The organism is Williamsia muralis (assembly GCF_002735905.1).
GTDB classification, from domain to species: Bacteria; Actinomycetota; Actinomycetes; order Mycobacteriales; family Mycobacteriaceae; genus Williamsia; species Williamsia muralis_A.
Genome location: NZ_PEBD01000010.1, coordinates 145,450 through 172,220, shown reverse-complemented (window position 1 = coordinate 172,220; position 26,771 = coordinate 145,450). Strand labels below are relative to the sequence as shown.

General features: G+C 64.8%; 18 protein-coding genes. 8 read left to right on the top strand and 10 right to left on the bottom strand.

The window, feature by feature from the left end; translation table 11 throughout:
- Nucleotides 1-37: 37 nt before the first annotated feature.
- Nucleotides 38-886 carry an alpha/beta fold hydrolase gene (locus CSW57_RS14560; RefSeq protein ID WP_099384474.1) on the top strand — a complete coding sequence of 283 codons (849 nt, stop codon included), beginning with the start codon at nt 38-40 and terminating at the stop codon, nt 884-886.
- Nucleotides 887-904: 18 nt separating this feature from the next.
- On the opposite strand, the gene CSW57_RS14555 is transcribed toward CSW57_RS14560, so the two are convergent.
- On the bottom strand, nt 905-2,305 hold the full coding sequence (locus CSW57_RS14555) for a WS/DGAT/MGAT family O-acyltransferase (protein WP_099383497.1): 1,401 nt from the start codon (nt 2,303-2,305) through the stop codon (nt 905-907).
- 116 nt (nt 2,306-2,421) lie between these two features.
- On the opposite strand from CSW57_RS14555, the gene CSW57_RS14550 reads away from it, so the two are divergent.
- On the top strand, nt 2,422-3,195 hold the full coding sequence (locus CSW57_RS14550; RefSeq protein WP_099383496.1) for a deoxyribonuclease IV: 774 nt from the start codon (nt 2,422-2,424) through the stop codon (nt 3,193-3,195).
- A 4-nt stretch (nt 3,196-3,199) separates the two neighbouring features.
- Here the strand turns inward: CSW57_RS14550 and CSW57_RS14545 are convergent, their stop codons facing one another.
- Complete coding sequence (locus CSW57_RS14545) at nt 3,200-3,985, bottom strand: GTP pyrophosphokinase (protein ID WP_099383495.1); 786 nt, start codon at nt 3,983-3,985, stop codon at nt 3,200-3,202.
- A 65-nt stretch (nt 3,986-4,050) separates the two neighbouring features.
- Between CSW57_RS14545 and CSW57_RS14540 the strand changes: the two genes are divergently transcribed.
- The 3 genes from CSW57_RS14540 to CSW57_RS14530 all read left to right on the top strand — a co-directional run bounded on the left by CSW57_RS14540 (nt 4,051) and on the right by CSW57_RS14530 (nt 8,414).
- Nucleotides 4,051-5,319 (top strand): APC family permease, encoded by a 1,269-nt coding sequence (locus CSW57_RS14540; protein WP_099383494.1) that lies wholly within the window; start codon nt 4,051-4,053, stop codon nt 5,317-5,319.
- A gap of 171 nt (nt 5,320-5,490) precedes the next feature.
- Entirely contained in the window at nt 5,491-7,323 is a 1,833-nt protein-coding gene (locus CSW57_RS14535; protein ID WP_023960138.1) for an acyl-CoA dehydrogenase, read from the top strand.
- A 266-nt stretch (nt 7,324-7,589) separates the two neighbouring features.
- Nucleotides 7,590-8,414, top strand: a complete 825-nt coding sequence (locus tag CSW57_RS14530; protein WP_099383493.1) for an HpcH/HpaI aldolase/citrate lyase family protein — start codon at nt 7,590-7,592, stop codon at nt 8,412-8,414.
- A gap of 93 nt (nt 8,415-8,507) precedes the next feature.
- On the opposite strand, the gene CSW57_RS14525 is transcribed toward CSW57_RS14530, so the two are convergent.
- The gene (locus CSW57_RS14525) at nt 8,508-9,284 is read right to left on the bottom strand and encodes an SDR family NAD(P)-dependent oxidoreductase (RefSeq protein ID WP_099383492.1); all 777 of its coding nucleotides are present in this window, start codon (nt 9,282-9,284) and stop codon (nt 8,508-8,510) included.
- A gap of 125 nt (nt 9,285-9,409) precedes the next feature.
- Here CSW57_RS14525 and CSW57_RS14520 point away from each other — a divergent pair, with 125 nt between their 5' ends.
- Nucleotides 9,410-10,390: an ABC transporter substrate-binding protein gene (locus CSW57_RS14520; RefSeq protein WP_099383491.1), complete on the top strand. Its 981-nt coding sequence runs from the start codon at nt 9,410-9,412 to the stop codon at nt 10,388-10,390.
- A gap of 31 nt (nt 10,391-10,421) precedes the next feature.
- On the opposite strand, the gene CSW57_RS14515 is transcribed toward CSW57_RS14520, so the two are convergent.
- Genes CSW57_RS14515 through CSW57_RS14505 form a run of 3 tightly spaced genes read right to left on the bottom strand, consistent with a single transcriptional unit; the run spans nt 10,422 to nt 13,378 of the window.
- Nucleotides 10,422-11,261 carry an ABC transporter ATP-binding protein gene (locus tag CSW57_RS14515; protein WP_099383490.1) on the bottom strand — a complete coding sequence of 280 codons (840 nt, stop codon included), beginning with the start codon at nt 11,259-11,261 and terminating at the stop codon, nt 10,422-10,424.
- 45 nt (nt 11,262-11,306) lie between these two features.
- The gene (locus CSW57_RS14510; protein ID WP_223249269.1) at nt 11,307-12,401 is read right to left on the bottom strand and encodes a FecCD family ABC transporter permease; all 1,095 of its coding nucleotides are present in this window, start codon (nt 12,399-12,401) and stop codon (nt 11,307-11,309) included.
- Nucleotides 12,398-13,378 (bottom strand): iron chelate uptake ABC transporter family permease subunit, encoded by a 981-nt coding sequence (locus CSW57_RS14505; RefSeq protein WP_189339367.1) that lies wholly within the window; start codon nt 13,376-13,378, stop codon nt 12,398-12,400. Before CSW57_RS14505 ends, CSW57_RS14510 begins: the two co-directional genes overlap by 4 nt.
- 378 nt (nt 13,379-13,756) lie before the next feature.
- On the opposite strand from CSW57_RS14505, the gene CSW57_RS14500 reads away from it, so the two are divergent.
- Nucleotides 13,757-15,691, top strand: coding sequence for a sigma factor-like helix-turn-helix DNA-binding protein (locus CSW57_RS14500; protein WP_143696543.1), 1,935 nt, complete (start codon nt 13,757-13,759; stop codon nt 15,689-15,691).
- 33 nt (nt 15,692-15,724) lie between these two features.
- Here the strand turns inward: CSW57_RS14500 and CSW57_RS14495 are convergent, their stop codons facing one another.
- The 3 genes from CSW57_RS14495 to CSW57_RS14485 all read right to left on the bottom strand — a co-directional run bounded on the left by CSW57_RS14495 (nt 15,725) and on the right by CSW57_RS14485 (nt 24,914).
- Entirely contained in the window at nt 15,725-16,675 is a 951-nt protein-coding gene (locus CSW57_RS14495) for an AMP-binding protein (protein WP_099383488.1), read from the bottom strand.
- Between the two features lie 135 nt (nt 16,676-16,810).
- The gene (locus CSW57_RS14490; RefSeq protein WP_099383487.1) at nt 16,811-18,658 is read right to left on the bottom strand and encodes a siderophore-interacting protein; all 1,848 of its coding nucleotides are present in this window, start codon (nt 18,656-18,658) and stop codon (nt 16,811-16,813) included.
- A 28-nt stretch (nt 18,659-18,686) separates the two neighbouring features.
- Nucleotides 18,687-24,914 carry a non-ribosomal peptide synthetase gene (locus tag CSW57_RS14485; protein ID WP_099383486.1) on the bottom strand — a complete coding sequence of 2,076 codons (6,228 nt, stop codon included), beginning with the start codon at nt 24,912-24,914 and terminating at the stop codon, nt 18,687-18,689.
- A 60-nt stretch (nt 24,915-24,974) separates the two neighbouring features.
- Here CSW57_RS14485 and CSW57_RS14480 point away from each other — a divergent pair, with 60 nt between their 5' ends.
- Nucleotides 24,975-25,664 (top strand): formyltransferase family protein, encoded by a 690-nt coding sequence (locus CSW57_RS14480; RefSeq protein WP_099383485.1) that lies wholly within the window; start codon nt 24,975-24,977, stop codon nt 25,662-25,664.
- A gap of 93 nt (nt 25,665-25,757) precedes the next feature.
- Here CSW57_RS14480 and CSW57_RS14475 read toward each other — a convergent pair whose 3' ends face one another.
- The gene (locus tag CSW57_RS14475) at nt 25,758-26,726 is read right to left on the bottom strand and encodes an ABC transporter substrate-binding protein (protein ID WP_189339277.1); all 969 of its coding nucleotides are present in this window, start codon (nt 26,724-26,726) and stop codon (nt 25,758-25,760) included.
- Between the last annotated feature and the right edge of the window lie 45 nt (nt 26,727-26,771).

Sequence of the window (26,771 nt, the reverse complement as noted above, 5' to 3'; positions counted from 1 at the left end):
ATCGGTCCGCAATCAGGTCCTGTCGCGCGTCGACAAGATGATCGAGCCGTACCCCGTACACGACCTCCCGCACGGTCACATGATTCACCTACCGGGGCGGGGCTCCACGTTCGTCACCGACTCCGGGCCCAAGGACGCGCCGGCCATCTTCTTGCTGCATTCGGTCCTCACCACCGGACTGCTGTGTTGGTACCCGCTGATCCCCCAGCTGAATCAGGAGTTCCGGGTGATCACCCTCGACCAACGCTGGCATGGCCGCGGTATCCGCAACAAGCCTTTCGACCTCGACGACTGCGCAGACGACGTCGCCGCGCTTGCCGACGTCCTGGGCATCAACACCTTCACGGTCGCCGGCTTCTCGATGGGGGGCGGTATCGCGCAGTTGGTGTGGCGGCGGCATCCGGGCCGGGTCACTTCAATGGTGCTGTGCTCCACCGGGCCGTACTTCGGTAGCCGAGACCCCAAGCGGCAGACCAACATGAAGCACGTTGGCAGGTTGATGAAGCTGATCCATCCGCCCCACCTACAGCCGCAGGCCGCCAAACTCGACGACCGGTCGGTCCCCGACAGCGTCTGGGCGTTCCGCCAGTTCCTCTCCACCCCTGTGTCAAGGCTCGGCGCGCTCGGCGACGGGATGAGCTTTCTCGATTCGCAGCCGTGGCTTGCCGACATCGATGTGCCCACCGCGGTTCTGGTGTCACTTCGAGACCGCGTGATCCCGGTGGAGCGCCAACGACTGCTGACCGACAGCATCCCCGGTGTACTCACCGTCGAGGTGAACGGCGGACACGCGTGCTGCGTGCTCGAAGCCGACGAGTTCATCCCGAAGTTCCTGGACGCAGCACGGCGCGTCACCGCAGACCTGAAGGAGACCGCCCCGGTCTAGGCCCGCGGCATCAAGGGGTCACGGATCGCAGGCCTCCAACAGCGACTTCACCTCGTGTTCGAATGCGCGCACCAGCGGCCAGGGGTCGGGCACGTGTTCTTTGCAGGCAATGGCTCCTATGTTGAGCTGCCCGTTCTGTGAGAAGACGGTGATGTTGACGCCCGAGCCGTGAAACACCGGTCCGAGCGGGTACATCGCATCGATCTTGGCGCCGAGGTAAAACAACGGGAAGTCGGGTCCGGGAACGTTGGAGATGACCAGGTTGAACACCGGCGGATGATGCTCGGCCAATTCGTTTGACGAGTACAGCTTCATTGCCAATCCCATCGTGGCAGGTGGGATGAACTGCGCCCAGCCACGCAACAGGTTCGAGTCCATCGAGCCGTGATGGTCCTTTGACTTGCGCACCTGCTCACCGATCGTCGTGATGCGCTCCACCGGGTCGGCCACGTCGGTGGCCAGCTTGGTGAACATGCCGGTCACCTTGTTGGTTCCCTGCGTGACGAGGTCGTCGTCGTTGTCGCCGTGCACCGACACCGGGACCATCGCCACCAGCGGCTGTTCTGGGAGTTCACCACGATCATCGAGGTAGTTGCGCAGCGCACCGGCGCACACGCTGAGCACCACGTCGTTGAGTTTGACCCCGAAGTGATCCTTGATCCGCTTGAGGTCGGTGAGCGACACCTGCGTGTAGGCGATGCTGCGATGCGGGGTGATCGACTTGTTGAACGGTGTCCGCGGAGCCCGGAACGGGGCCGGCATCGCCTCACCGCGCAACGCTCGCGACACCCACTCGAAGGGCACCTGTGCGGTCTTGGGCAACAGTCGCGCGAAACTGAGCGGCCGTCTGGCGATCTGAAGAGCGCCGTCCGCGGCAAGTCCGATCAGCGACGAGTCGCCGGCGGTGTGGGACAGGGAGACCTCGTCGAGTTCCGGCGGTTCCGGTGTGAGAGTGCATAATTGGGCCAGCAGGTCCGAGGCGGTGACGCCGTCGACACCGGCGTGGTGCATCCGGAGCAACACCGCGATCTTGCCGTCGGCCAGCCCTTCGATCACCCACATCTCCCACAACGGCTTGCTGCGGTCGAGTGGGACACCAGCGATGTGCGCGCAGAAATCGGCGAGCTCCTGCTGACCACCGGGCGCAGGCACCGCCACCCGGTGCACGTGCCGTTCGATATCGAAATTGCGGTCCTCGACCCACACCGGGTGGTCGAGGTTGAGGATCGAGTCCCGGACCTTCCGCCGAAACGTCGGCAACGCCCCGATCCGTCGTTCCAGCTCGTCGCGCATCTTCGCGAACGAATAGCCCCCTTGCACCGTCTCGGGATCCAGCTCGATCAACCCGATGATGTGCATCAATTGCGACCGCGTCTCCAGATACAAGAAGGACGCATCAAGACCACTCAACCGTTCCACGTCTAACACCTTTCGAAGAAAAGTTGCTCCACCCCATTGACCAGTCCCACTCTGCTCGCACCGGCAGGGAAATACCTGTGGTTCAGCGATAAGGGCTGACGCCATAAGGTGGATGCATGCGCATTGGTGCCCACGTACGACAAGACAGCGATCCCATCGGCAGAGCCGAAGAACTCGGCGCCGAGGTGTTGCAGATGTTCGTCACCGATCCACAGGAGTGGGGTAAGCCCCAGCCGCACCCCCTGGCCCAGCAGATCCGGGACTCCCCGATCGACGTCGTGGTGCACAGTTCGTACCGCATCAACGTCGCCAGCCTCAACAACCGGTTGCGTATGCCGTCGCGGCAGGCCGTCATCAACCAGGCCCAGGCGGCCGCCGACCTCGGGGCCTTCGGGTTGGTCGTACACGGTGGACACCTCCGCGACGACGAAGACGCCGCAACCGGATACGAGAACTGGCGCAAGCTCTTTGAGCGCGCCGCCGACAAGGGTGGCTTTCCCGTACCCATCCTGATCGAGAACACCGCAGGCGGCGACCACGCGATGGCTCGCACCCTCGAGAACATCGAGCGCCTGTGGGAGGCGGTCGGCGATTTCGACAACGCCGGCTTCTGCCTCGACACCTGCCACGCGTGGGCCGGGGGCGAAGACCTCGTGGACATCGTCGAACGGGTCAGGGCGATCACCGGCCGCATCGACCTGCTCCACCTCAACAATTCCCGCGACGAGTTCGACTCGGCCCGCGACCGGCACGCCAACCTCACGTCCGGTCACATCGACCCCGATGTCCTCGTCGCCGTCGCCAGGGCTGCCGACGCGCCGGTGATCCTGGAAACCCCCGAAGAGGGTCTCGCCGACGACGTGCAATATCTACGCGAAGCCCTCAGCTGAGGATTCAACGCTCACCGGTCACACCGTGGATCTCGTTGCGGATGGCCTGCATGCGCTGATCGAGCACGTTGGCGGTGCCGGCCGCGACGGTCAGTTCGTCGAGCAGATGAGCCGGCACGGTGCGGTCGTACTTGTAGTAGATCTTGTGCTCGAGGCTCGCCCAGAAATCCATGGCGATGGTCCGAACCTGTAGCTCCACCTTCACCGGCAACTGGCCGGTGCTGAGGTTCACCGGCGTCTCGACGATGGTGTGCAGGCCACGGTAGCCATTCGGCTTGGGCTCTGCGATGTAGTCCTTGGTCTGCAGCGTCCGCACGTCGGGCTGCGCGCAGAGCAGCTCGGTGAGCCGGTACGCATCAGAGATGAAGCTGCAGGTCACACGCACTCCGGCGATGTCGTCGAGGCGGTTGGCCAGCGATTCGGGGTCTACCGGGATGTCGCGGCGTCGGGCCTTCGCCAGCAGGCTTTCGGGGGTCTTGACCCGCGAGCTGATGTGCTCGATCGGGTTGTAGTCGTTGAGGTAGGCGAACTCGTCGCGCAGGATCTCGATCTTCGTGACGATCTCATTGATCGCAAACTGAAACGGCAGCATGAACTTTCGCAGACCGTGACCGATTTCGATGAGATCGGCCGGCGCCAGATCACGCTCGACGCCTTCGGCGGTGAGCCATCGGACCAGCGGCGTGTTCGCGTGGCCTGGCTCATCTCGTCTAGGCAGATCAGTTCGGGGCAGATCAGTTCGGGGCAGATCAGTTCGGGGCAGATCAGTGCGGTCGGTCAGGTCGGTCATGTGTCCATCGTGCCTGAGCCGTGCGGCATACTGACCCGCATGCGGCTCGGGGAGGATCCGGCATCATGACCGGCACACCGCAATCTCCGGAATTGCGCCGCGAACTCGGACTCGGCGACGCTGTTGTCACAGGACTCGGCGCGATGCTCGGCGCGGGCATCTTCGTCACCCTCGCCCCCACCGCCAGCGCTGCCGGATCCGGCCTGCTGATCGCGCTGGCCATCGCCGCCGTTGTCGCCTACTGCAATGCGAACTCGTCGGCGCGACTTGCTGCCGAGTACCCGTCGGCAGGCGGGACCTACGTGTACGGCCGTGAGCGCCTCGGCATGTTCTGGGGTTACCTCGCGGGCTGGGGTTTTGTCGTCGGCAAGACCGCGTCGTGCGCGGCGATGGCGCTGACCGCCGGTTTCTATCTGTGGCCCGAGTACGCACACGCCGTTGCGGTCGCGGTGACGCTGGCACTGACCGCGGTCAACTACATCGGAATCCAGAAGTCGGCGTGGGTGATCCGGCTACTCGTTGCGATTGTGCTGATGGTGCTCGTGTCCGTGGTGGTCGCAGTCGCGTTCTCACCCGATGTCGACGCCGCACGCCTCGATCCCACATCGGGTCTGTCGGCGACCGGTCTCCTCGAGGCCGCCGGCTTGTGGTTCTTCGCGTTCGCCGGTTACGCCCGCATCGCCACCCTTGGCGAGGAGGTGCGCGATCCGGTCCGCACCATCTCGAGGGCGATCACGATCGCGCTGGCGGTGGTCGTGGTGATCTATGCGCTCGTGGCGGTAGGGGCGCTGGCCGTCATGGGCGCCGATGGGCTCAGCGACTCGAACGCCCCGCTTGTGGACGTGGTGCGCGCTGCGGGCGCGCCGGCACTGGTCCCGGTGGTCACCATCGGCGCGGCCCTGGCTGCACTCGGCGCATTGCTCACCTTGATCCTCGGGGTCTCGCGGACCACGCTCGCGATGGCTCGCGACGGCCATCTGCCCCGGGCGCTCGCCGCGGTCCATCTCCGCTTTCACGTCCCTCATCGCGCCGAGGTGGTCGTGGGCATCGTCGTTGCGGTGCTGGCCGCCACGTTCGACGTACGCGACGCCATCGGATTCTCCGCGTTCGCCGTCCTCATCTACTACGCCATCGCAAATCTGAGCGCTATCACTCTCGAGGAGCCACGGAAGTGGTGGTGTGCAGCTGTTCCGGTGGTCGGGCTGATCGGCTGCCTGGTGCTCGGATTCAGCCTGCCGGTCACCTCGGTGATCGCGGGGGTGAGCGTTCTCGCCATCGGCGCCGCGCTCTATGGGCTGCGCCTGCTCCGCCGCCGGTCAACCGCAGATCACTGATCGCCCGCGCAGTGGCGCAAATCATCTTTTCTCTTCCACACAGCGTTTGTGCGTCGTGGTATGCGGATGTATATTTGAGTTGTTACTGGTGAGTAACTTAGCGTGCAACGAGCCCATGGGCGCTCACTCGCCACTCTCAACGGCAGTTCTACGATTGCAAAGGATTCTGCAATGGGGCATTACAAGAGCAATCTCCGCGACCTCCAGTTCAACCTCTTCGAAATGTTGAAACTCGATGAGGTCCTCGCGAGTGGCGAGTTCGGCGATCTCGATCGCGAGACCGCCATCGACATGCTGCGGGAGGTGAACAACCTCGCACAGGGCCCGCTGGCCGACTCGTTCACCGAGTCCGACCGCAACCCACCGGTCTTCGATCCCGAGACCCACTCGGTCACCGTTCCCGAGGCCTTCAAGAAGTCGTACAAGGCCCTGACCGACGGCGGCTGGGACAAGCTCGGCATCGACGAAGAACTCGGCGGCCTGCCGACCCCACGGTCGCTGTACTGGGCCATCGGCGAACTGATCCTCGGCGCCAACCCGGCCACGTTCATGTATGCCGCCGGCGCCGGCTTCTCCAACATCTTCTACAACAACGGCACCGAAGAGCAGAAGAAGTGGGCTGCCATCAGCTCCGAGCGCGGCTGGGGCGCCACCATGGTGCTGACCGAGCCCGACGCCGGTTCCGATGTCGGCGCCGCCCGCACCAAGGCCGTCAAGCAGGACGACGGCACCTGGCACATCGACGGCGTGAAGCGCTTCATCACCTCCGCCGACCAGGACATGACCGAGAACATCATCCACCTGGTGCTGGCCCGCCCCGAAGGCGCACGGCCCGGCACCAAGGGACTCTCACTGTTCTTCGTGCCCAAGTTCCACTTCGACCACGAGACCGGCGAACTGGGCGAACGTAACGGCGTCTACGTCACCAACGTCGAGCACAAGATGGGCCTCAAGGTATCGGCCACCTGTGAACTCACCTTCGGTCAGCACGGCGTCCCCGCCAAGGGCTGGCTCGTCGGCGAGGTGCACGACGGCATCGCGCAGATGTTCGACGTCATCGAGCACGCACGAATGATGGTCGGCACCAAGGCAATCGCGACTCTGTCCACCGGTTACCTGAACGCACTCGAATACGCCAAGGAGCGTATCCAGGGCGCCGACATGACCCAGATGACCGACAAGGCCGCACCGCGGGTGGCCATCACGCACCACCCGGATGTTCGCCGATCGCTGATGCTGCAGAAGGCCTACTCCGAAGGCCTGCGCGCGGTGTACCTCTACACCGCATCGCACCAGGATGTGGTTGCCGCACAGCTCGTCTCGGGTGCCGACAAAGAGATGGCATTCCGCGTCAACGACCTCCTGCTGCCGATCGTCAAGGGCGTCGGCTCCGAGAAGGCGTCCGAGCAGCTCATCGGATCGCTGCAGACCCTCGGTGGCTCCGGCTTCCTGCAGGACTACCCGATCGAGCAGTACATCCGCGACGCGAAGATCGACTCGCTCTACGAAGGCACCACCGCCATCCAGGCGCAGGACTTCTTCTTCCGCAAGATCATCCGCGACAAAGGCCAGGCACTGGCCCACGTCGCCGGACAGATCAGCTCGTTCATCGAGTCCGAAGCGGGTAACGGCCGACTCAAGGCCGAGCGCGCTCTGCTCAAGACCGCACTCGACGACGTCCAGGGCATGGCCGCCACCCTCACCGGCTTCCTCATGGGAGCCCAGGAGCAGCCGACCGAGCTGTACAAGGTCGGACTGGGCAGCGTCCGCTTCCTCATGGCCGTCGGTGACCTCATGATCGGCTGGCTGCTGCTGCGCCAGGCCGAAGTCGCCCTCGCCGCACTCGACAACGGTGCATCCGAAGCCGACACCGCGTTCTACAACGGCAAGATCGGCGTCGCGAGCTTCTTCGCCAAGAACGTCCTGCCCGAACTGACCGCCGCACGCGGCATCATCGAGAACATCGACAACGACGTGATGGAACTCGACGAAGCCTCCTTCTAGTCCGAAGCGCTGAAAAGAGTGGGCCGCACCGTCAGGTGCGGCCCACTCTATTGTCTGTTCGCAACGGGCTGGGCCTTAATGCGTGCTCTTCGGTCGTCACTCAGTCGCTGCGCTCCCTCGTTCCTCCCTGCATCGCACGCGGCCCATCCCTTCGCTCACCGCTCCCTCGCTCCTTCCTGCATCGCACGCGGCCCAACCCTTCGTTCACGGGTGAACGTAATGAACTGAAGGGCGACCACTTCTGTGCCGGGTCCCACACTGGTGGCATGCCCTCTACGATCGCCCGATCCGTCACACCCGAACTGTCCCGTTCGTGGATGTTGGTCAACGCCGCCCAAGGCGACTTCGATGCCGCCGCCAGATCGGACGCCGACCAGGTGATCCTCGATCTCGAAGACGCCGTCGACCCGCGCGCGAAGGGCGCAGCGCGCGAACGGGTGTGCACCTGGCTCGATACTGCGACCGCCTGGGTACGGATCAACGACAGGACCACGCGGTTCTGGTCCGACGACATCGACCGGCTACGCGGAGCACCGGGTCTGGCCGGTGTGATGCTGGCAAAGGCCGAGACCGCCGCGCAGGCGAGCGAGACATTCGACCGCCTCGGCGGCCACACCCCTGTCATCGCACTCATCGAGTCGGCGGTCGGGGTGGAGAACGCCGTCGAGATCGCCCGCGCCCGAGGCGTCCTGCGCCTCGCGTTCGGCAGCGGGGACTACCGCCACGACACCGGCACCGCTGCAGACGACGCCGTGATGGCGTACCCGCGGTCGCGGCTGGTGGTGGCCAGCCGGGTCGCCGAATTGCCAGGCCCCATCGACGGTCCGGCGGTCACCGACGACGTGGCCGTCCTGGAGGCTAAGACAGCGACATCGGTCGCGTTCGGACTCACCGGGAAGCTGTGCCTCAACGCCTCTCAGCCGGCGGTCATCAACCGCGTCGCCAGCCCCAGCTCGGAAGACACCGCCTGGGCCACCGACTTCCTGTCGGAGTTCGAGGCCCGCGGCCGGGTGGTTCGCGACGGCAGCGATCCTCCCCGCCTGAAGCGGGCCGAGAAAATCGCGCGACTCGCCGCCGAATACACCAGCTGACACACAGAAATCGTCCCCCTGACGGCGCACCGAGGGAGTAGTTCCCTCGATGGCCGTCCAGGGGGACGATGTTGACCGATTTCTCGCGAAGAGCTACTTCGGTGGCATCCGGATGCCGCCGTCGACGCGGATGACCTCTCCGTTCATGTAGGAGTTGGTGATCAGTTCGATCACCATGGACGCCAGTTCGTCCGGGGTACCGAGCCGCTTCGGGAACAGGACGTTCTCTCCCAGCTTGGCCTTGAACGCCTCCGATTCGGGACCCGTTCCGTAGATCGGGGTCTCGATGAGCCCGGGGGCAACGGTGTTGTTCCGGATGCCGGCGGCAGCGAGGTCACGTGCCACGGTGAGGGTCAGGCTCACGATGCCGCCCTTGGATGCCGAGTACGCGGCCTGGCCGATCTGGCCGTCGAACGCCGCAACGCTGGCCATCGACACGATCGCGCCCTTGTCACCGGTTTCGGTGGCTTCGTTGCGACTCATCGCGGTCGCGGCCAGGCGGGTCGCGTCGAAGCTGCCGATCAGGTTGATGTTGATGACCTTTCGGAATGCGTCCAGGTCGTGGGCCGACGAGAACTCGCCGTCACGCCCGATGGTGCGCTGCGCCGAGCCGATGCCCGCCGAGTTCACCAGTGCCCGAAGCGGTCCCAGCTCGGCCGCCTTGTTCACCGCGGCCTCGATCTGCTCGGTCTTGGTCACGTCGACGCTGACGAACACCCCGTCGATTTCCTTGGCGAGGGCCTCACCCTTGTCCGCCTGAAGGTCGGCGATGACAACCTTGGCTCCCAGTCCGGCGAGCTGGCGCGCGACTGCGGCACCGATCCCCGATGCGCCACCGGTAACTACTGCACTTGCTCCATTGATATCCACGGACGCAGCCTACGACCGAGCGCTTGCTCGGTTCAAGTGTTTGCCGAAGGCCGCGCCGGACGGTCTCTGACACCAGTCACTCTGCCCATTGCTGAGCCTCGCTAAGCATAGGCTAGCCTCATCGCATGTTTCGCCGTGTCCTAGCTGTGTTCAGCATTCTTGCCCTTTTGTTCGTGGCCGCCTGTTCCGGTGAGGGCGATCAGGAGCAATCCCCGACATCCGGTACGTCGACCGGCGCGTACCCGGTCACCGTGGCCACCAAGTTCGGACCGGTGACGATCGAGAAGCCGCCGACCCGGGTGGTCGCACTCGGATGGGGCGACGCCGAGACCGCGCTCGCCCTCGGCGTGCAGCCGGCGGGAGCAAGCGACTGGCTCGACTTCGGCGGCGAGGGTGTGGGCCCATGGGCCGAGGGACTCTACGACAACCCGCCCGAGATCATCGGCACCCGGGAGCCGTCCTACGAACAGATTCTTGCACTCGAACCCGATCTGATCCTCGACACCAAGAGTTCTGGAGACCAGAAGAGATACGACACGTTGGCCGAGATCGCGCCGACCGTCGCGTTGCCTGCAGGCGCCGACAGCTACAAGACCACCCTTGAACAACAGGTGACGATGGTGTCGCAAGCACTGGGCGTCCCGGAGAAGGGCACCGAACTGGTCGAGCAGCTCGATGGCCGGTTCACCGAAGTTGCCGGGCAGAACCCCGAGTTCCGCGGCAAGACGGTCACGGTGGCAGCACGTTCCGGGACGGGGTGGGGCGCGTACTCCCCCGACACCGAGCGCGTCGAATTCCTTGTCAAACTGGGCTTCTCACCCAACCCCGCCATCGATCCTGCTGACGCCAAGGGATTCTCGGTCCCCATCGCGGACGAGAACCTGCGGTTGCTCGATGCCGACATGGTGGTGGTCTTCCCGATCCAGCGCACAGCCGCCGAGGTCGAAGGCGACCCGTTGTTCAAGTCGGTGCCCGCCGTAGCCGCCGGCCGCTATCTCGTCTTCGACGACCTCACGATCTCGCGGGCCTACTCGACGAACTCGGTGCTGTCGATCCAGTACGCGCTCGATTCGGTCGTGCCCCTGATTGCCGAGCGCGTGCAGTGACGCACTGCTCGGCCGTCCTTTCCTGCGACAGCTAGCGTCTGACGAGCGGGATCACAAGGGGCGTATGCGATTCCGGATCGTCGATGATCCGGCAAGGGAGGCCGAACACATCGCGGACAAGATCGGCCGTGATGATGTCGGCCGGTCGACCCTCCGCCACGATGGCACCGGCCTTCATGGCGATGATGTGGTCGGCGTAGCGGCACGCATGGTTGAGGTCGTGCAACACCGCGACAAGTGTTCGACCACCCGTCTTGTTGAGCTCGGCACACAACTCGAGCAGGTCGATCTGGTAGGCGATGTCCAGGAACGTCGTCGGCTCGTCGAGCAACATCAGCGGAGTCTGCTGCGCCAACACCATTGCCACCCAGACCCTTTGACGCTGCCCGCCGGAGAGTTCATCGACCAGTCGCCCCGACAGCTCGGTCACGCCGGTCGCCGTCATCGCCTCGATCACGGCGGATTCGTCGTCGGCTGACCACTGCCGGATCAACTTCTGGTGGGGATAACGTCCACGGGCGACGAGGTCGGCGACCCTGATGCCGTCGGGCGCGACTGATGACTGCGGCAGGAGACCGAGCCTGCGCGCCACCTCTTTGGCCGGATAAGAACTGATCGCCTTACCGTCCAGCAGCACCCAGCCCTTGGTGGGGGCCAGAAGTCGCGAAAGGGCGCGCAGCAGAGTCGATTTGCCGCAGGCATTGGGTCCGACGATCACGGTGAAGGCACCGTCTGGGATGTCGACGCTCAACGATTCGCTGATCACCCGCTTGTCGTAGCCGATGGTGACGTCCTGCGCCTGCAATCGGGTGTGCACCCCGTCGCCGCCACGCGTCGCGGACGGTACTTCTCGGTCCGCGAATTTGCTCATGTCCACTGTTCGCACCTCGTCATCGGACGTCTCGAGATTGATGGGTCATTGGCGGCGCGCCTCTCGGGCGAGCAGCCACACCAGGTAGAGACCGCCCACCGACACCGTGACAACTCCCACCGGAAGCTGGGTGGGTGTGAAGGCGCGCTGGGCGATGAGGTCACTGGCCACCAATAGCAATGCGCCCATGACCGCCGCCGGGAGCATGGCCACGCCCGGCGTGCGGGTCAGCCTCCGGGCCAATTGTGGTGCGGCCAGTGACACGAAGGCGATGGGACCCGCAGCTGCGGTCGCAACGGCTGTGAGTGCGACACCGAGGACGATCAGCACCAATCGCGTCGGTTCTGCGCGGATTCCCAACGCCTTGGCGGCGTCATCGCCCAGATCGAGCATCGGCATCCGGTAGGACGCCAGAACCAGCAGCGGGGTGAGGACCGCCAACAGGATGAGGGCTGGGCGGGCCTGCGTCCAACCCAGTCCGTTGAGCGATCCGGCACCCCACACCGCCGCGGACATCGCATCCTCGAGGTCGGCTCGCAGGATCAGCCAGGCGTTCACCGACGACAGGACCGCGCTGATGGCGATTCCCACGATGATGAGCCGAAATCCCTGGACACCACGCTTGAAGGCCAGCAGGTACACCAGGAGAGCGGTGATCATGCCTCCGACCAGTGCGCCCACCGCGGTGTCGTAATAGCCGCTGCCACCGATGATCAGCAGGACCACCAGTGCGCCCGTATAGGCGCCCGTGTTGAAGCCGATGATGTCGGGGCTGCCCAGCGGATTTCGGGTGATCGACTGGAACACCGCCCCGCTGACGCCCAGTGCGGCCCCAAGGATCAGGGCCAGCAGCACCCTCGGCATCCGCCATTCCATCACCACGAGTTCTTCGATCCGGGACCCATTACCGAAGATCGCCTGAACCACCCGGTCGGGGGACACCGGGTAGTCCCCGGTGCCGAGCGCAAAGACCGCAACCACCAGCGCAGCGGCCACCAGCATCACGATCACGGCCACGGCGCGAACGTCGATCCGCCCCGACAGCGCGCCACGCTGCACGCGCAGCACGGCGACCTTACGTCCGAAGTCGATATCTCCAGGAAGCGCCGGCTTGTCCTGGTTCTGCGCGTCGACGCTCACAGGCCGCTCGCCTTGCCTCGTCGAACCAGGAAGATGAGGACGGGTGCACCGACAAACGCGGTGACGATGCCGACCTGCATCTCACCCGGCCGGATGATCACACGCCCGATCACGTCGGACAGCAGGAGCACGATCGGCCCACCCACCAGCGTGTACGCCAGGATCCAGCGTTGATCAGGCCCGACGATCCAGCGGGCCACATGCGGAACCATCAGTCCCAGAAAGCTGATCGGGCCGGCGGCCGCGGTGGCGGCTCCGCAGAGCAACGTCACCGCGATGACTCCGATGACCCGGGTGCGGGCCACGTTCGCCCCGAGTGACCGCGCGAGGTCGTCACCCATGGCAACAGCGTTGAGCGGACGGGCGATGACAAACGCGAGCAGCAGTCCGACCACAACGAACGGCGCGACCGCACCCGACACCTCGAGTCCGCGTCCGGCGATCGACCCCGCATTCCAGAACCGCATCTGGTCGAAGGCTTCCGGATCGAGCAGGATGAGTCCCGACGTGATGCCGGTGAGCACGGCACCGATGGCAACTCCGGCCAACGTGAGACGGATCGGGGTGGCGCCCCCTCTGCCGATCGATCCCAGCGCGTACACGAAGACCATCACCACCACCGCACCGGCGAATGCGAACCAGATGTACGCCCAGATGCTCGCCACTCCGAACACCCCGACCGCGAGGGCGACGGCGAATGCGGCGCCCGCGTTGACGCCGAGAATGCCGGGGTCTGCCAACGGGTTTCGGGTGATCGCTTGAATGAGAGCTCCACCGATGCCCAACGCGACCCCGACGATCAGGCCGAGGATCGTGCGCGGGATACGCAGATCGCGAACGATGATGTGGTCGCCGGAGTTGTCGTACGACCACAGCGCATCCCACACCGTCGAGAACGGCACGTCCTTGGCGCCGATGGCGATGCTGAGCATGCAGACCGCGGCCAGGACGACGACCCCGACAAACCAGCCGAGCATCCGCCTGGTGTTGGTCTGCGCCAATCCCTGAGCACGACGGCGCGCCGTCGAACCATCTGCGCTCTTTGTCAGGTCCACCCGGAGGCCGGGGTCGGCACCGACAGTCACGTCCGTGCCCGGCACGCGTTGTCCTGCATCTCAGCCCCATCTATCAGTAGGTAACCCTCACCTTAGTGCCAATAGCGGGATCCCATACCGCAGCCCGCCCGTAGCGGCATCGTCGCAGTTCGGACGGCTTTTGCCGCGTCGCGCCGGAGCCTCCCGTTCGGCAACTTTGCGGCAACTAACCAGGTTTACAGATAGGCTAATCTTCCGTTACCGCCCATCTCGACCGGCCACTTCGTGCCGTGACCGCAGCCCACGAAAGGCCCACTGCTGATGCCCGACTCGACCACGGCGCGGCCGTTCTCGAAGACGGCTTGGCCCATGCTCCTGCCGTGGCTCGAGGAGTACCGGTCTGGGCCATCGATCCTCGCCAGCGACGAGCTGATCCCCAACGCCTGGCTGGACGGGAGCCCAGCAGAGGCACTGAACGCCAACAACTTCCGCCGCTTCTGCGAACTCGTTGCGCTGCGGCATGTGACCGATCGCTCGGACATCAGGCTTGCCGACGACTTCCCGACTGTTTCCGGAGGCACGCCCGTGGCCGCGCTCGAGTTGGAGCCGCACGCCGTCACAGCGTTGCACGACAACAGCATTCGAGACGTATCGGATGTCCTTACACACTCGGCCGGCCACCTGTTGCACTTGCCTGGGGTCAGCCGTGCCACCGTCATCGACGTCCTCGCAGCCCTGGTGGCCGAGGCGACCCGGGCACCACACGGTGAGGACGACCGGAGCGGCGGCCGGGTACTGGCGGATCCTCACCTGCTCGAGTTCATCGAGTCCGTCGATGAACGCGATCGGGTGATCCTCCACGAGCGCATATTCGCGGCCAAGCCCCGCACGCAGGCCGACCTGGCAAAGGAACTCGGGTTGTCGCGCGAGCGGGTGAACCAGCTCGACCGAACTCTGCGGCTGCAACTGTCAGAGACCGTGGAGAGTTCGGTGGACCTGCGCCGGCTTCTCGCCGAGACGGTGGCACTGGCCGATCCAGTGGCGGACTCTGCCCGGGTGGCCGAGACCCTGCCACTCTTCGCCACCGCGATACCCGCGCTCGGGGTCTCTGTGGGACAGCTGCTCATCGCCGGATCGAACGACCTTGCCGGCGTGGACGGGTGGATCATCAGCCGCACCCCCGCGCAGATCGCCGACCTCGTCGGAGACGTCCTCGATGCGCACGCGGGTGAGGAGGCGCTGGTCCCGGTCGACATGGTGGCCGCGAAACTGAACCTGTCGGAGTCCGAGGCGACGAGATGGTTGAACAGCAGCGGATTCACCGTGCTCGACGACCACGTCGTCAAAGGCTCGACGTCCACCGCGGATTTGGTGTGCGCGGTCTTGTCGATCGCCGGAGCGCCCCGCACATTCGAGGAGATCGTGACCGGGCTCGCCGGCAAGCCACGTTCCCGATCGAGTGTTCGCAATGCGTTGGTCACCGACGATCGGATCGTCAAGACCGATCGCACCACCTATGGACTGCGACGATGGGGCGGGGATCAGTACCAGCCGGTCCATCGGCAGATCGGCCACATCCTCGACGCTGCGGGCGGCAGAATCGGCATCAAGGATCTGGTGTCGCAGATCAGCGAGAAGTACGACGTCACCGAATCGAGCATCCGCGCGTACGCGGGGGCCGGGGAGTTCGTGACGCGAGATGATGTGGTGACCCGGCGCAGCGAACGCTACGTCCACAGGAAGTCGCCAGCCAAGACCCGGTGTCTCTATTGCGAGGGTGACGTCATCCGTTGGGCCACAACGGTGTCCGGCGCGCACCTCAAAGGGTCGGCATTCAACATCCCGTCAGCCCTCGCGGGCCTGGTCGGCGTAGGCCCTGGGAATCCGTTGAAGCTGCCGTCGCGACTGGAACCACAGTCGCTGATGTGGGTGTCCGTGCAGGCCCGAGTGGGAACCATCAAACGTTTCGTCAGCGATCTGGGCCTGGCCCTGGGCGACGAGATCTTCCTCGAGTTCTCACCGGACGGGTTCGACGTCGTACGTCGCTCGGTGGGCGAGTCGGCAGAGCCGGTCGATCAGATCTTTGCTCTGCTGGGCCACCGGAACCCTGCGCCGGCTGATCGCGACGACCTCATCGCGGCAATTGCCACGTCGCTCTTCCTGCCCGACGACTCGGATGTGGCAACCGTCGTCTCCACACTGGAGCACCGCAAAGAGGTCGACCTGGCCGCACTCGTCACCGCAGCTCTGAGCTGACGATTCGGCGTAATTGACAGTTCGGCGGGGTCTTCAGGAGACCGGGCGCAATTCTGCTGGTCTCCGGCCGTAGCCGGCATGAACCGCAGGATGCCGGTCGGCGAGACCAAACCGGTAGACCGGCGGGTCATCGCAGGTCTGACGGGTCAGACCCCGGCGGCGCAGCAGCACATCCGGAAGCACCTCACCGTCGGGCAGGACCATCCGCAGGCGCCTCGGACCCCAGGTCCAGGTGTCTGCTGCACGCATCAGGTCGTGCATGACCAGCGGCGGGGCGAAGACCACCGACACGTCAACCTCACCCAGCGCATCGTGCACCGCTACGGAGTCGTGCACGTGGTCGACAACATGCACGCAGGAGCCCGATGCTGCGCAGGCGAGCACCAGCATCACCGCGGAGGGGCAACTCCACGGGCCACAGACCACGGCACGAGCGTCCGCATCCAGGTCGAGATCGGTTTGCAGGCCCCCGATCCGGTCGGTCACTTCTCGGTTATCCCAGAATCGGAACCCGAGGTCGTTGAGGATCAGACCGCCTTCGGCCTGCAGGGGCGACCGAGGCGAAATTGCGATCAAACGGAACTCTTCCGCCACATCAAATGTCGGGGGTATTCGGTCCTCGCACATGAGCCCGACATTCTCTTCGAAAAGAAGGTCCTCGGCGCAATGCGTGAGAACAAAATGCAGGTCCAGTTCGGCAGCGGCAGTCAACGACGTCTCGTCATAGGGATCGATCGGCACCACCACGGCGTTCAATCGCACCAAGGCGTGGAATGCGAGCACGAACTCCCATCCGCCGCTTACGCAGACACCAATCCTTTGACGTGCGCCGATACCCCGCGACGACAGGTCTTCGCCCAGCCATTGCACTGATTCATCAAAACGCTCGAAGTCGGTTTCGTGTTCACCGCACGCCACGGCCGGGCGGCCGAAATGGCGATCAACCGTGTTGTCGAGAAATCTGTTCAGCTGCGCCGCACCCATTGGATACACCCCTCTTCCACGTAGCTTCGCAAAGCTCAATTCGAAGCCGAGGCGGAAATGGCCTGCATTCACCCGGCTTACGTGGGCCTCCACCCACCAATTGAGGTAAGGCTAGCCTTCGAAGAGTTCAAAAGTCTAGATGGGTTCGCAGTTCCCTCGATATTCGACGACGCAAGCGCCCCATCCCAACGGTCCGACGTGCGGTGCGCCGACGCCGACCGAGTTGATGAGAGCGCACATTTCGGCCTCCGTGCGAGAGCCCGACCCGAACACACACATCCGGAGAAGATCTTCTTCCGTCTCGTAGTCGTTTGTGGTCTCCGGGTCCATCAGCCGAGTCGGGATCACCACCCGTCCGGCAGACTCCGCATAAGCCGTCAGCGCAACCGCTGCGTCACCGTCGGGCAGGGTCTCCACGACGCCTGCCGCCACGAGGAGGTCGACCTCCGTCTGCAGCGGCGCGACGTGACTGCCTGCAACGCGCCCGACCAGAGGTCGCCTCTCGGCGCTCACATCCCCGAGCATCCGGTCGGTCAGCGATGGCATGCCCACAACACTGATCTCGAGCGACGGATACGCACGCAGCATCGCGTCCACGTAGGGACCACCGCCTTCTCCGACGACCGCGACCGTGCGCACACCGTCGAACGAGATGGCCTCGGTCAACGCCGGCGCGAGATATGTCGGCCATTCGACCATTTCACCGTGATAGCCATCGGCCCGGTCGGGGTCATCCGTCCAATCCTCGACCGACAAACCCCCGATTCCGACCGGATCACCGGTTCGCACCACGTCGAGGAGTCGGAGGAACGACAGCTGCATCTGCGTCTCGGCGGAGTCCATCCGCAAACCCTCGACCCACGGGGTGTCGGCGTCGGCGAGCACCGCGCCCACCTCGCTGAGTGAGTAGATGTTCCCCTCTCGGACCAGCAGACCCATCACCACGAGGTGACGCACCAGCTTGTGCAGCGGGCCGGGACGTGCCCCGCAAGCAGCGGCGATGTCCTGCACGGTGACCGCACCCGCGTCGATCTCTGCGAACACCCCCAGCGTCACTGCTGCGCGTAACGCACACGCGGGCAACAGCTCCGAGTACTCGTGGACGCGTTCGAAGGGGTCGGGCGCCTGCGTGGCGACGTCGACGACCTCGGGATCGCCGGCGACGGTGGCGACCGCCCGCTCACGCCAGTAGCCGGCGATGTCGGTGAACTCCTTCGGTATCGCCTTCTCTCGCTTGGCCCACTTGCGGAGCGGCTTGACCACCAGGGCTTCCCCTGCGACCCACAGGTATGGCTGACCGTCGCGCCACGGCACCGACTGGAGTGTCTCTGCCAGTCGCGACTTACCATCTGCCTCACAGCGATACAGCCAGGTGATGTGAACCTCTGCGGTGCTGGGCAATTCCTGGCGATGTGAAGGGTCGGCCACCTCGATCACCACCGTTGCCGGTAGCGATGGCGGCAGCATCTCGAGGCAGTGCCCGATCGCAGGCAACGCCGTCTCGTCCCCTCCGATCAGCATCCAATCGGCTGCTGTCGGCAGACCCGCCGAGTGCTTGGGCCCGGCGACCAGGATCTTCTCCCCCGGCACCACACGACGGGCCCACGTCGAGGCGAGTCCGGTCTCGTGGAGGGCGAAGTCGATGGTCAACTCGCCTGCACCGGCGTCGAAGGCGCGCACGGTGTAGGTACGGGTGTATTCGAAACTGCCCGGCGTCCAGTCGATCAGGCCCGCACCGGTGTTACGGGGCACCTCGAAGGGGAACCCTCCGGTGACCGGGTCGGGAGGCATGATCTTCACGTCGTCGTCGAATCCGCTGGTCTGCACCGGGGGCAGGACAACACCGTCGCGTGTGTGCTCGCCGATGGCCGGACCCCCGAGGACCACACGTCGCATCCCCGGCGTCACGTCCCACACACGCAGAACATCGAACTCGCGCAAACAGATCGGGCTCACTGTCAGATCGCGCACCGAACCGGCCACGGCTCCTCCTTCGTCGGTCGTGCCACAGTCACGGGTTCAGGGCGGCGGCCCAACGGTCCGCCATCTCGGCGGCGTCCGGGGCCAGAACATGTAATTCCACGCGATCCCCGTGGATCGCATACCGGCCGACCACCCCGTAGAGCGCCTCGAAACCCTCCCGCCGAGCGGGATCGGCGAGCGGACCGAAGACGCGGGTCAGCAGCACTCCTGCAGTGGGTGCCCGCCGCAACTTCTTGCGTCCGACGCTGTGCTGGAAGCGCCACAAGTCGTACCAGGGTGCATACGTTGGCCGTTCGAACCCGTTGATCCGCGCCTGCACCGGATACACGGCGGTGAACGCACCCGGTAGGTCGTCGTGTTCGCCGGGGTGAATATCGTTCACAGACAAATGGTTCCGCAGGTCGCACTCGAGGTCGATCGTGCGCACGGCCGGCGATCCATGCGCGATGGCGGCGACGAAGGCGGCCTCCACGGCGTCGGCAGACTTGTTCATGTGACCGGACAGCTTCTCGACACGTACGACGAGACCGGCGTCTCCGTCCACGTGTCCGTCCACGTCGTCGGCTGACGGCATGCCGAGCAGCAGATCGATGGATTCATTCAGTGCGGCATCGGCATCGGCAGACTGCGCACGTTCGGCCAACGCGGCCGTCGCGTCCGCGGTGGACCCCATGGTCGACGCACGGGAGTCGAATTCATCCAGCAGTGCGGTCAAGCGCTTCGTCACCTGGTGGACGGTGTACCGGTCTGCGACCACCCCGTGTACGGCCACGATGAGGTGGGCGCCCTGTGAAGACCGCAGGAGTGCGACATGCAGTGGCCGTCCTGCTGTGATGTCCACCCGCTCGACCACCTGGTCACGCGCTGTCCTGACAGCGCCTTCGGCATCCGTACCGGACTGATCCAGTGTTGCAACAGTTTCCGATGCCAGACGGTCTGCGTACGGGGTTACGTCGGTGTTCCACAGCAATCGGTGACGAGGGTTCACCCGCCACCGCAGGCACTCGAACTCGCGGAGCACCGTGTCGACCGCCGACGCCAACTGCGCGGGCTCCACAGGGTGCGGCAGATCGGCGACCTCGGTGAGCACGTGCTGCCCGATGTCGAGACCGGACTGACGGAGCCGATGTTGCTCGACCGGGGGAACCACCGGCACGGGCTCTGGTCGCACGGACGACTCGGACGACTCGTCGGGTGCCACGGTTCGACCCTCTGCCAATCGCGCCGGCGCGCGCAGCGCGAACACGTCCTGGATGGTGAGGTCCATACCGCGCTGCCCGGCCCGCCGAACCACCGCGATCGAGGAGATACTGTCGCCTCCCAGGTCGAAGAAGTCGTCGTCGACACCGACCGCGGGCAGCCCCAGCGCCTCTGCGAATGCCGACACCAAGATCTCCTCGGCGGCGCCACGGGGCTTTCGCGATGCTGTGGTCAGTGAACTGAAATCGGGTGTCGGCAGTGCCTTTCGGTCTACCTTCCCGGTCGGCGTGAGAGGTAGGGCGTCGACGACGAGCACGATCGGTACAACGTGCACGGGCAGAACAGCGGTCACCGCGTCGCGAACCGTCCGGCCGTCCAGGTGCGCGCCCTCTGCCGCCGTCACATAGCCCACCAGCCGGCTCGACTCGCCCGATTCGTGAACCGTGGCAGCGGCCGCGGCCACACCGGGTACAGCGGCGAGCGCGGCCTCGACCTCCTCGAGTTCGACGCGGACGCCGTTCACCTTCACCTGGAAGTCCCGGCGGCCCAGATACTGCAGCGAGCCGCCGGTGGTCCAGCGGGCCAGATCGCCTGTTCGGTACAGACGGGTGCCTGCCGGGCCGAAAGGGTCTGCCACGAACGTGGCAGCAGTCAGGGCATGCCGATCGGCATAGCCTCGGGCCACCTGCGCCCCGCCGACGTACAACTCCCCGGTGACTCCAGGTGACACCGGACGTAGCCAGGGGTCGAGCACGTAGATCCGGCTGCCGGGCACGGGCGCGCCGATGGTGATGGGCTCGTCGTCGGCAGCTGACCGCGAGGAGAACGCGACGTCACCGGCAACCTCTGAGGAACCGTAGGAGTTGATCACCCTCGCACCCGGTGATGCCCGGTTGATCTCGTCGACAACAGCCGATGACAGCGCCTCACCGCTGCAGATCCATTGCCGGACACCACCGACCCGTTCCGCTCCCACTTCGACGACGGCACGCAGCAGGGTCGGCACCCCGGTGAGTTGGGTGATGCCGTGACTCTGCACCAGCTCGGTCAGGCGCTCCGCGTCGGCCAACTCGGATTCGTCGGCGATCACCAACCGACATCCGGCCAACAATGCACCCAGGATCTCGGTGGACCCGTCGATGAAACCGATCGAACTCTTGGCCAGCCGGACACCTCCGAGGGAACCGTTGCCGCCGGTCCAACTCGCCTTCGACCATTCGAGTCGATTGACCAGCCCGGTGTGAGATCCCACCACTGCCTTGGCGTTACCGGTCGACCCCGAGGTGTAGATGACGTAGGCGGCGTGATCCCCGCGCAGCTCGGTCCGCCTGTCGGCGGCGCCGACAGGCCCTGCCGGCAATGCTGACATCCGGTCGTTGATCGCGGCATCGTCCAGACAGATCAGCTCACCCGGGACGTCGACGCCGGCCCTCCGGAGCGTTACCGCAATTGCCTCGGTGCCCAGGACCACGGTCGGGGACGAGTCGGACAGGTGGTGGCTGATCCGCTCGGTCGGATGACGTGGATCGATCGGGACATACGCACCACCGGCAACCATCACTGCCAGCAGTGCCGTGACCAGATCGGGCGAGCGCGGAAGGAGCAACGCCACCCGGGCCTCCGGGCCGACGCCCGACTCGATCAGCAAGCGGGCCAATCGATTGACCTGCTCTCCCAGCTGACCGTAGGTCAGGGTGACGTCACCCTGAACCAGGGCCGCCAGCTCCGTCGATTCGGCGATCCGACGTTCGATGAGCTCAGCCACCGAGTCTGGCAGTTCCGCAGTCTTCGACGGCGGGTTCCAGGTGTCCACCACGGTGCGATGGTCAACCGGGGACGTCGCGGTGATCGCGCGAAAGGCGTTGGTACCCCGATCGGATCCGGTGACGATCAGCTCCACCACACCGAGGTAGAGATCCGCCAGCCGGTCTGCCACCGCGTCGTCGATCGCCGCCCGGTCGTTGGTCAACGCCACCGACACCGACTCGTGCAGCGTGACAAGCGCAGTCAGCCGGTAGTGAGGGGCCTGGATGTACTCGATGGCCCCGAGTCGCAGATCGCCGGCATCTTCGGGGCGTTCGAGGTTCTCGATCGAGAACAGGGTGTCGAACAACTCGCGAACACCCAACGCCGAATGGAGATCCAGGAGCGGAACATGTTGGTGGTCGAGCACTTCGGTCTCCGCGCGGACGAAGTTCTGGACCACGTCGTCCATGGTGTCGCGCTGGGTCCAGCGCACCCTGGTGGGCACGGTGTTCAGCAGCATCCCGACGATCCGGTCGATGCCGTCCACATCTTCGCCACGACCCGCCGTGGTGGAACCGAACACCACATCGGTCCGCCCCATGACGCAGCCCAGCAGAACACCCCATGCCGCGGTCATCACGGCACCCTCGCTGACCGATCGCGATCGGGCGTACGCCGTCAGTGCCTGCCGGTGATCGGGGCCCAGCGTACGACGGCGCCGACCGAAACCATTGCCCGCACTACACGGCAGGTGGTCGGAGATCAGTGTCGGATCTCCGATGTCGGCGAGGTGGTTCTTCCACGCTTCCACCTCGCTCTGTGGCGTTCGCCCCTGCGTCCACCACCTCAAAAAGTCGCTGAATTGCGGTGCGCTGAAGTCTAACGGCTCGCCGCGATATGCAGCCATGATGTCGTTCCAGATCAGCGCCACCGACCAACCGTCGGCGATCAGATGGTGCACCGTCTGGATGAGCCGGTACCGACCCTCCCCGATGGTGATCAGGGTGTAGCGCATCAGCGGCGGCCGAGTGAGATCGAACGTGCGGCTGCGTTCCTCAGAGGCAACCCTGTCCACGAATTGCGCTGTCTCCACGTCTGATTCATCAACAAGACTCAACGTCCGGAACTCCGGCGCGGGCGTCGATCCCACGGTCGAGATGACCCGGCCCGAACGTGTGGTGCGAAAGCCCGCCGCCAGTGCCGTATGTCGGCGGATCACCGCGTCCGCGGCCTCGGCGAGCCTGTCAACATCGAGTGGCCCGGACAACTCGACGATCTGCTGAACCATGTAGGGGTCGTGGTCATCCACCGCGATCGAATGGAAGTAGATGCCGGATTGGACGGCCGTCAGTGGCAGCACCTCACGCAAACCATCGACCTGGGAATGGATCTCGTCCGACTCGTCGTCCTCGAGTTCGACAAGGGGCGCATCGGTTGTCGGGATCGTCGTCGCCGGACCCGACGCCGTGAGTGCCGTGGCCAGATGTTCGGGCGTGCGGTGAGAGACGATGTCCTGGGAGCGGAGCCGAAATCCCCTCGGCCGCAGCGCCAGGGCAACCTTGACCGCCACGATGCTGTCTCCACCCAGAGCGAAGAAGTCGTCGTCGACGCTGACTTTCTCCACCCCGAGAATGGTCGCGAAGATGTCGCACAGGAGCTGTTCGTGGGGTGTGCGCGGCGCGATGAACGCGCCTTGCCGGGTGGGGGTCATCGCAGGTAGCCCGCGGCGGTCCACCTTGCCGTTGGCGGTGATGGGGAAAGCGTCCAGGACCATCAGGTTCGACGGCACCATGTAGTCGGGAAGATTGTCGACGCACCAGGACTGTAGGTTCTCCACATCCACCGTCGCGCCCGGGTTCTGGGTCACATAGGCCGACAGACTGTCGGCGCCGGCGGTATTGCCCGTCAGTGTCACCACCGCTTGTCGCACCTGCGGGTGGCCTGAGATGATCACCTCGATCTCTTCGAGTTCGACCCGCCTCCCGCGGATCTTCACCTGGTTGTCCGCCCGGCCGAGAAACTCCAGCGAACCGTTGTCGCACCAGCGGGCGAGGTCGCCCGTGCGGTACATCCGTGAGCCGTCGGGGTCGAACGGATTGGACACGAACTTCGACGCAGTCATCTCGGCGTTGCCGACATATCCACGGCCGAGCAGGAATCCGGCAGCATAGAGCTCACCGCCCACACCCACCGGAACCGGCTCGAGCTGCTCGTTCAGCACATACAACTGGGTGTACGGATTGGGACGACCGATCGACGTGGCGATTCTCTCGGCCTCGTCGCGGTAGATGACGTGCGATACGCCGATCGTCGCTTCAGCCGGCCCATAGCCGTGATAGAGCGTTGTGGACAACTGCTGCCGGAATCGCATGAAGAGATCAGGTGTCAGAACCTCTCCGCCACACCAGATGTGCCTGACCGAAGCCAGCGCGGAGCTCGATGTGGTCGAGCGATCGCGATCCAGTGCCAACAGGGTGTCGAGCATCGAGGACACCAGATACAGGTAGGTGACCCGTTCCGAGGCAATCAGATTCAGTAGGTAGTCAGGATCCTTCTCACTTCCGGGCGCCGCCACCACCACGTACCCACCCGAGACAAGGGGCAACAGTATCTCGTTGATCGAGATGTCGAACGCCAGAGGTGCTTTGAACAGTGAAGCATCGTCTCGTCCGAACATCAGTATCTGATCACGTTGCCACACAAGTCGTTCGCAGATCGCCTCGTGCCGGATCATCGCCCCCTTGGGAGTCCCGGTGGACCCGGAGGTGAAGATCACGTAGGCCAACTGGTTCCCCTGCACGCACAGCGAGGACGCGTCCGGCACACAATCACCGAACCGCCAGTCGGCGAGGCTCACCGAGATTGTCTCGGCGCCCCAGTCCGTGCGGTCGTCCGCAGCTGTCAGTGCGATGTGCACCGATGCATCGGCGCCCACCTGTCGCCGACGGATCTCGGGCCAGTGCGGGTCCACAGGAACGAACGCGCCGCCGGCTGCCATCGTGGCCAGTACGGAAACGACCATCTCGGCCGAGCGAGACATACCGATGGCGACCACACCTTCGGCTGGTAGCCCCGACTGACGTAGACGTTGCGCCAATTCGCCCACCTTGACCGACAATTCGCGGTACGTGAGTCGGGTGGGCCCATCGACGAGAGCAAGCGCATCGGGCGTCGATCGGGCTGCAGCAGCGAACAACTCCGGAACGGTTGCCGTGGTCGTTGGTGTCGTCCGATCATTCCATCGGTCGTGCAGCTCCGAAATGTCCACCTGAATCGTGGTCGAGTCCCCGGGGTGCCCGAAAGTCGTCATGAAGTTTAGGCTACCCTAGGTTCGGTTGGGTTCGAAGACCGCGAGCGAAGGGATGTTCTCGTGATTCTGGTCGGCTCGGGAGCTCTGCTGTGGCGTGCCGCCGGTCATGCCGCCTCGGTGGGCACACCGGTCGACGTTGTCATCCACCCAGAAGGCGAAGCGGTTCCCACGTGGGCGGCCGATCTCGAATGCGCCGGCACCGACGACGTCAACGAGCTGGCTGACGGTATCGACGAGTTCTGTACCGACGGACTGGTGTGTTCGACCGGTAATCCCTTCATCTTTCGTGAGCCGATCCTGGAACTCGGCGTGACCATCGTGAACATTCACGGCGGACCGCTTCCGCGTTATCGGGGCCTGCCCATTGCCGCCGCAGTATTCGCAATCCTGAACGGTGAGAACGAATTCGGTGTCACGCTCCATCGCGTCGACGCGGGGATCGACACCGGCGACGTCATCGACAGACGGGCTATCGCACTCACCGAGTCCGTGACGCTGGAGGAACTGTCGATGGAGGTTACGCAGGCTTGCCACGACATCTTCGTGGACAACATCGATTCCCTCGACCGAAGCCCCGTGCCGGCCTCCGTGAACCACTCCTCTGCTGCCGCAGGCTATTACGGGATGAAGCAACTCGCCGACATCGGCAACTACCGGGACCATCCGAACTTCGTCCGGGCCACCGAACTCGGCGTACTGGAGGACCACTACCCGGCGTGCCGGGATCTGTTCGCGTCCTACCGGGCCTGACCGTCTCCCGTTTCGCTTTCCGACGGTGGCAAGGCCGCTACGCAATGATGACGCCGGCAAACGCCGGCGCCATCATCGATCTGACTCAGGTACTCACTTCTGTGGGAGCTTTTCCAACTGCGCTTCCAAACTGTCCAGGCTGGCCATTCCGGATGCGTAGGTGAACGGATCCGTGTATGCCACAGCCAGAACCCGTCCGGCCTGTACTGCGGGCAGACTCTTGAAGAGCTCGGAGTCGAGCATCGCCTGCACCTCAGGTGTGGTGGTTCCGTCTGCGCGTGTCGGGTAGACGATCACGTCGTAGTCGGCGAGCATTCCCAGCTGCTCATACGAACGTTCCTGTCCCTCGCCCGCGGGGAAGGTCAGACCCGCGGCCTCGAGCTTGTGTGGCACATACGTTCCGGCGTTCTGGTCCCAGAAGGTGCCCGGTGACCACGACGCGACCGCGACGAACTTGGTGCCGTCGATCTTGTCGGCGTACTTCTGGTGGATCTCGTCGGCGCGTGCGTGGAACTGCTGCTTCTGCTCCTCGGCCTCGGTCTTCATGCCCGCGATGTCGGCCGCCTCGTCGAAGGTCTCGTACCAGTCGGTGACCAGCAATGACCCGCCCTCGAGGTTCACGACCGGCGCGATGGCCTTCAGCTTCTCCTTGTCGATTGCTTCCCAATGCTTTTCGAGAACATTGCCGACGATGAGGTCTGGCTCGAGCGCGAGAATCGCCTCATAGTCCGGTTGCGCGATGGTGCCGACCTTGGGCAGGCTCTGGTACTTGTCCCAAGCGGCCGTGTCGTTGCCGAAGTAGTCGGCCGTGTAGAGATCCGGTACGCCGACGACCTTGTCGCTACCGAGGCTGAGCAGTGCTTCTGCCGAGCCACGCAACGCCACGATGCGCTGGGGGTCGGTCGGGATCTCGACAGGACCGTCGACGGATTCCACCGTGCGGGTCTCGCCCGAGGCCGAATCCTTGTCTGAATCGTCCGAGCATCCGGTCAGCAGGACCACAAAAAGCAGTGGCAGCGCGGCCAACAACGACCACAGCCGCAGTCTTCGAGACTTCTTCATTGCTAGTTCTCCATTCTTGCTCCGGAAATGTTCCGGAGCGTTCAT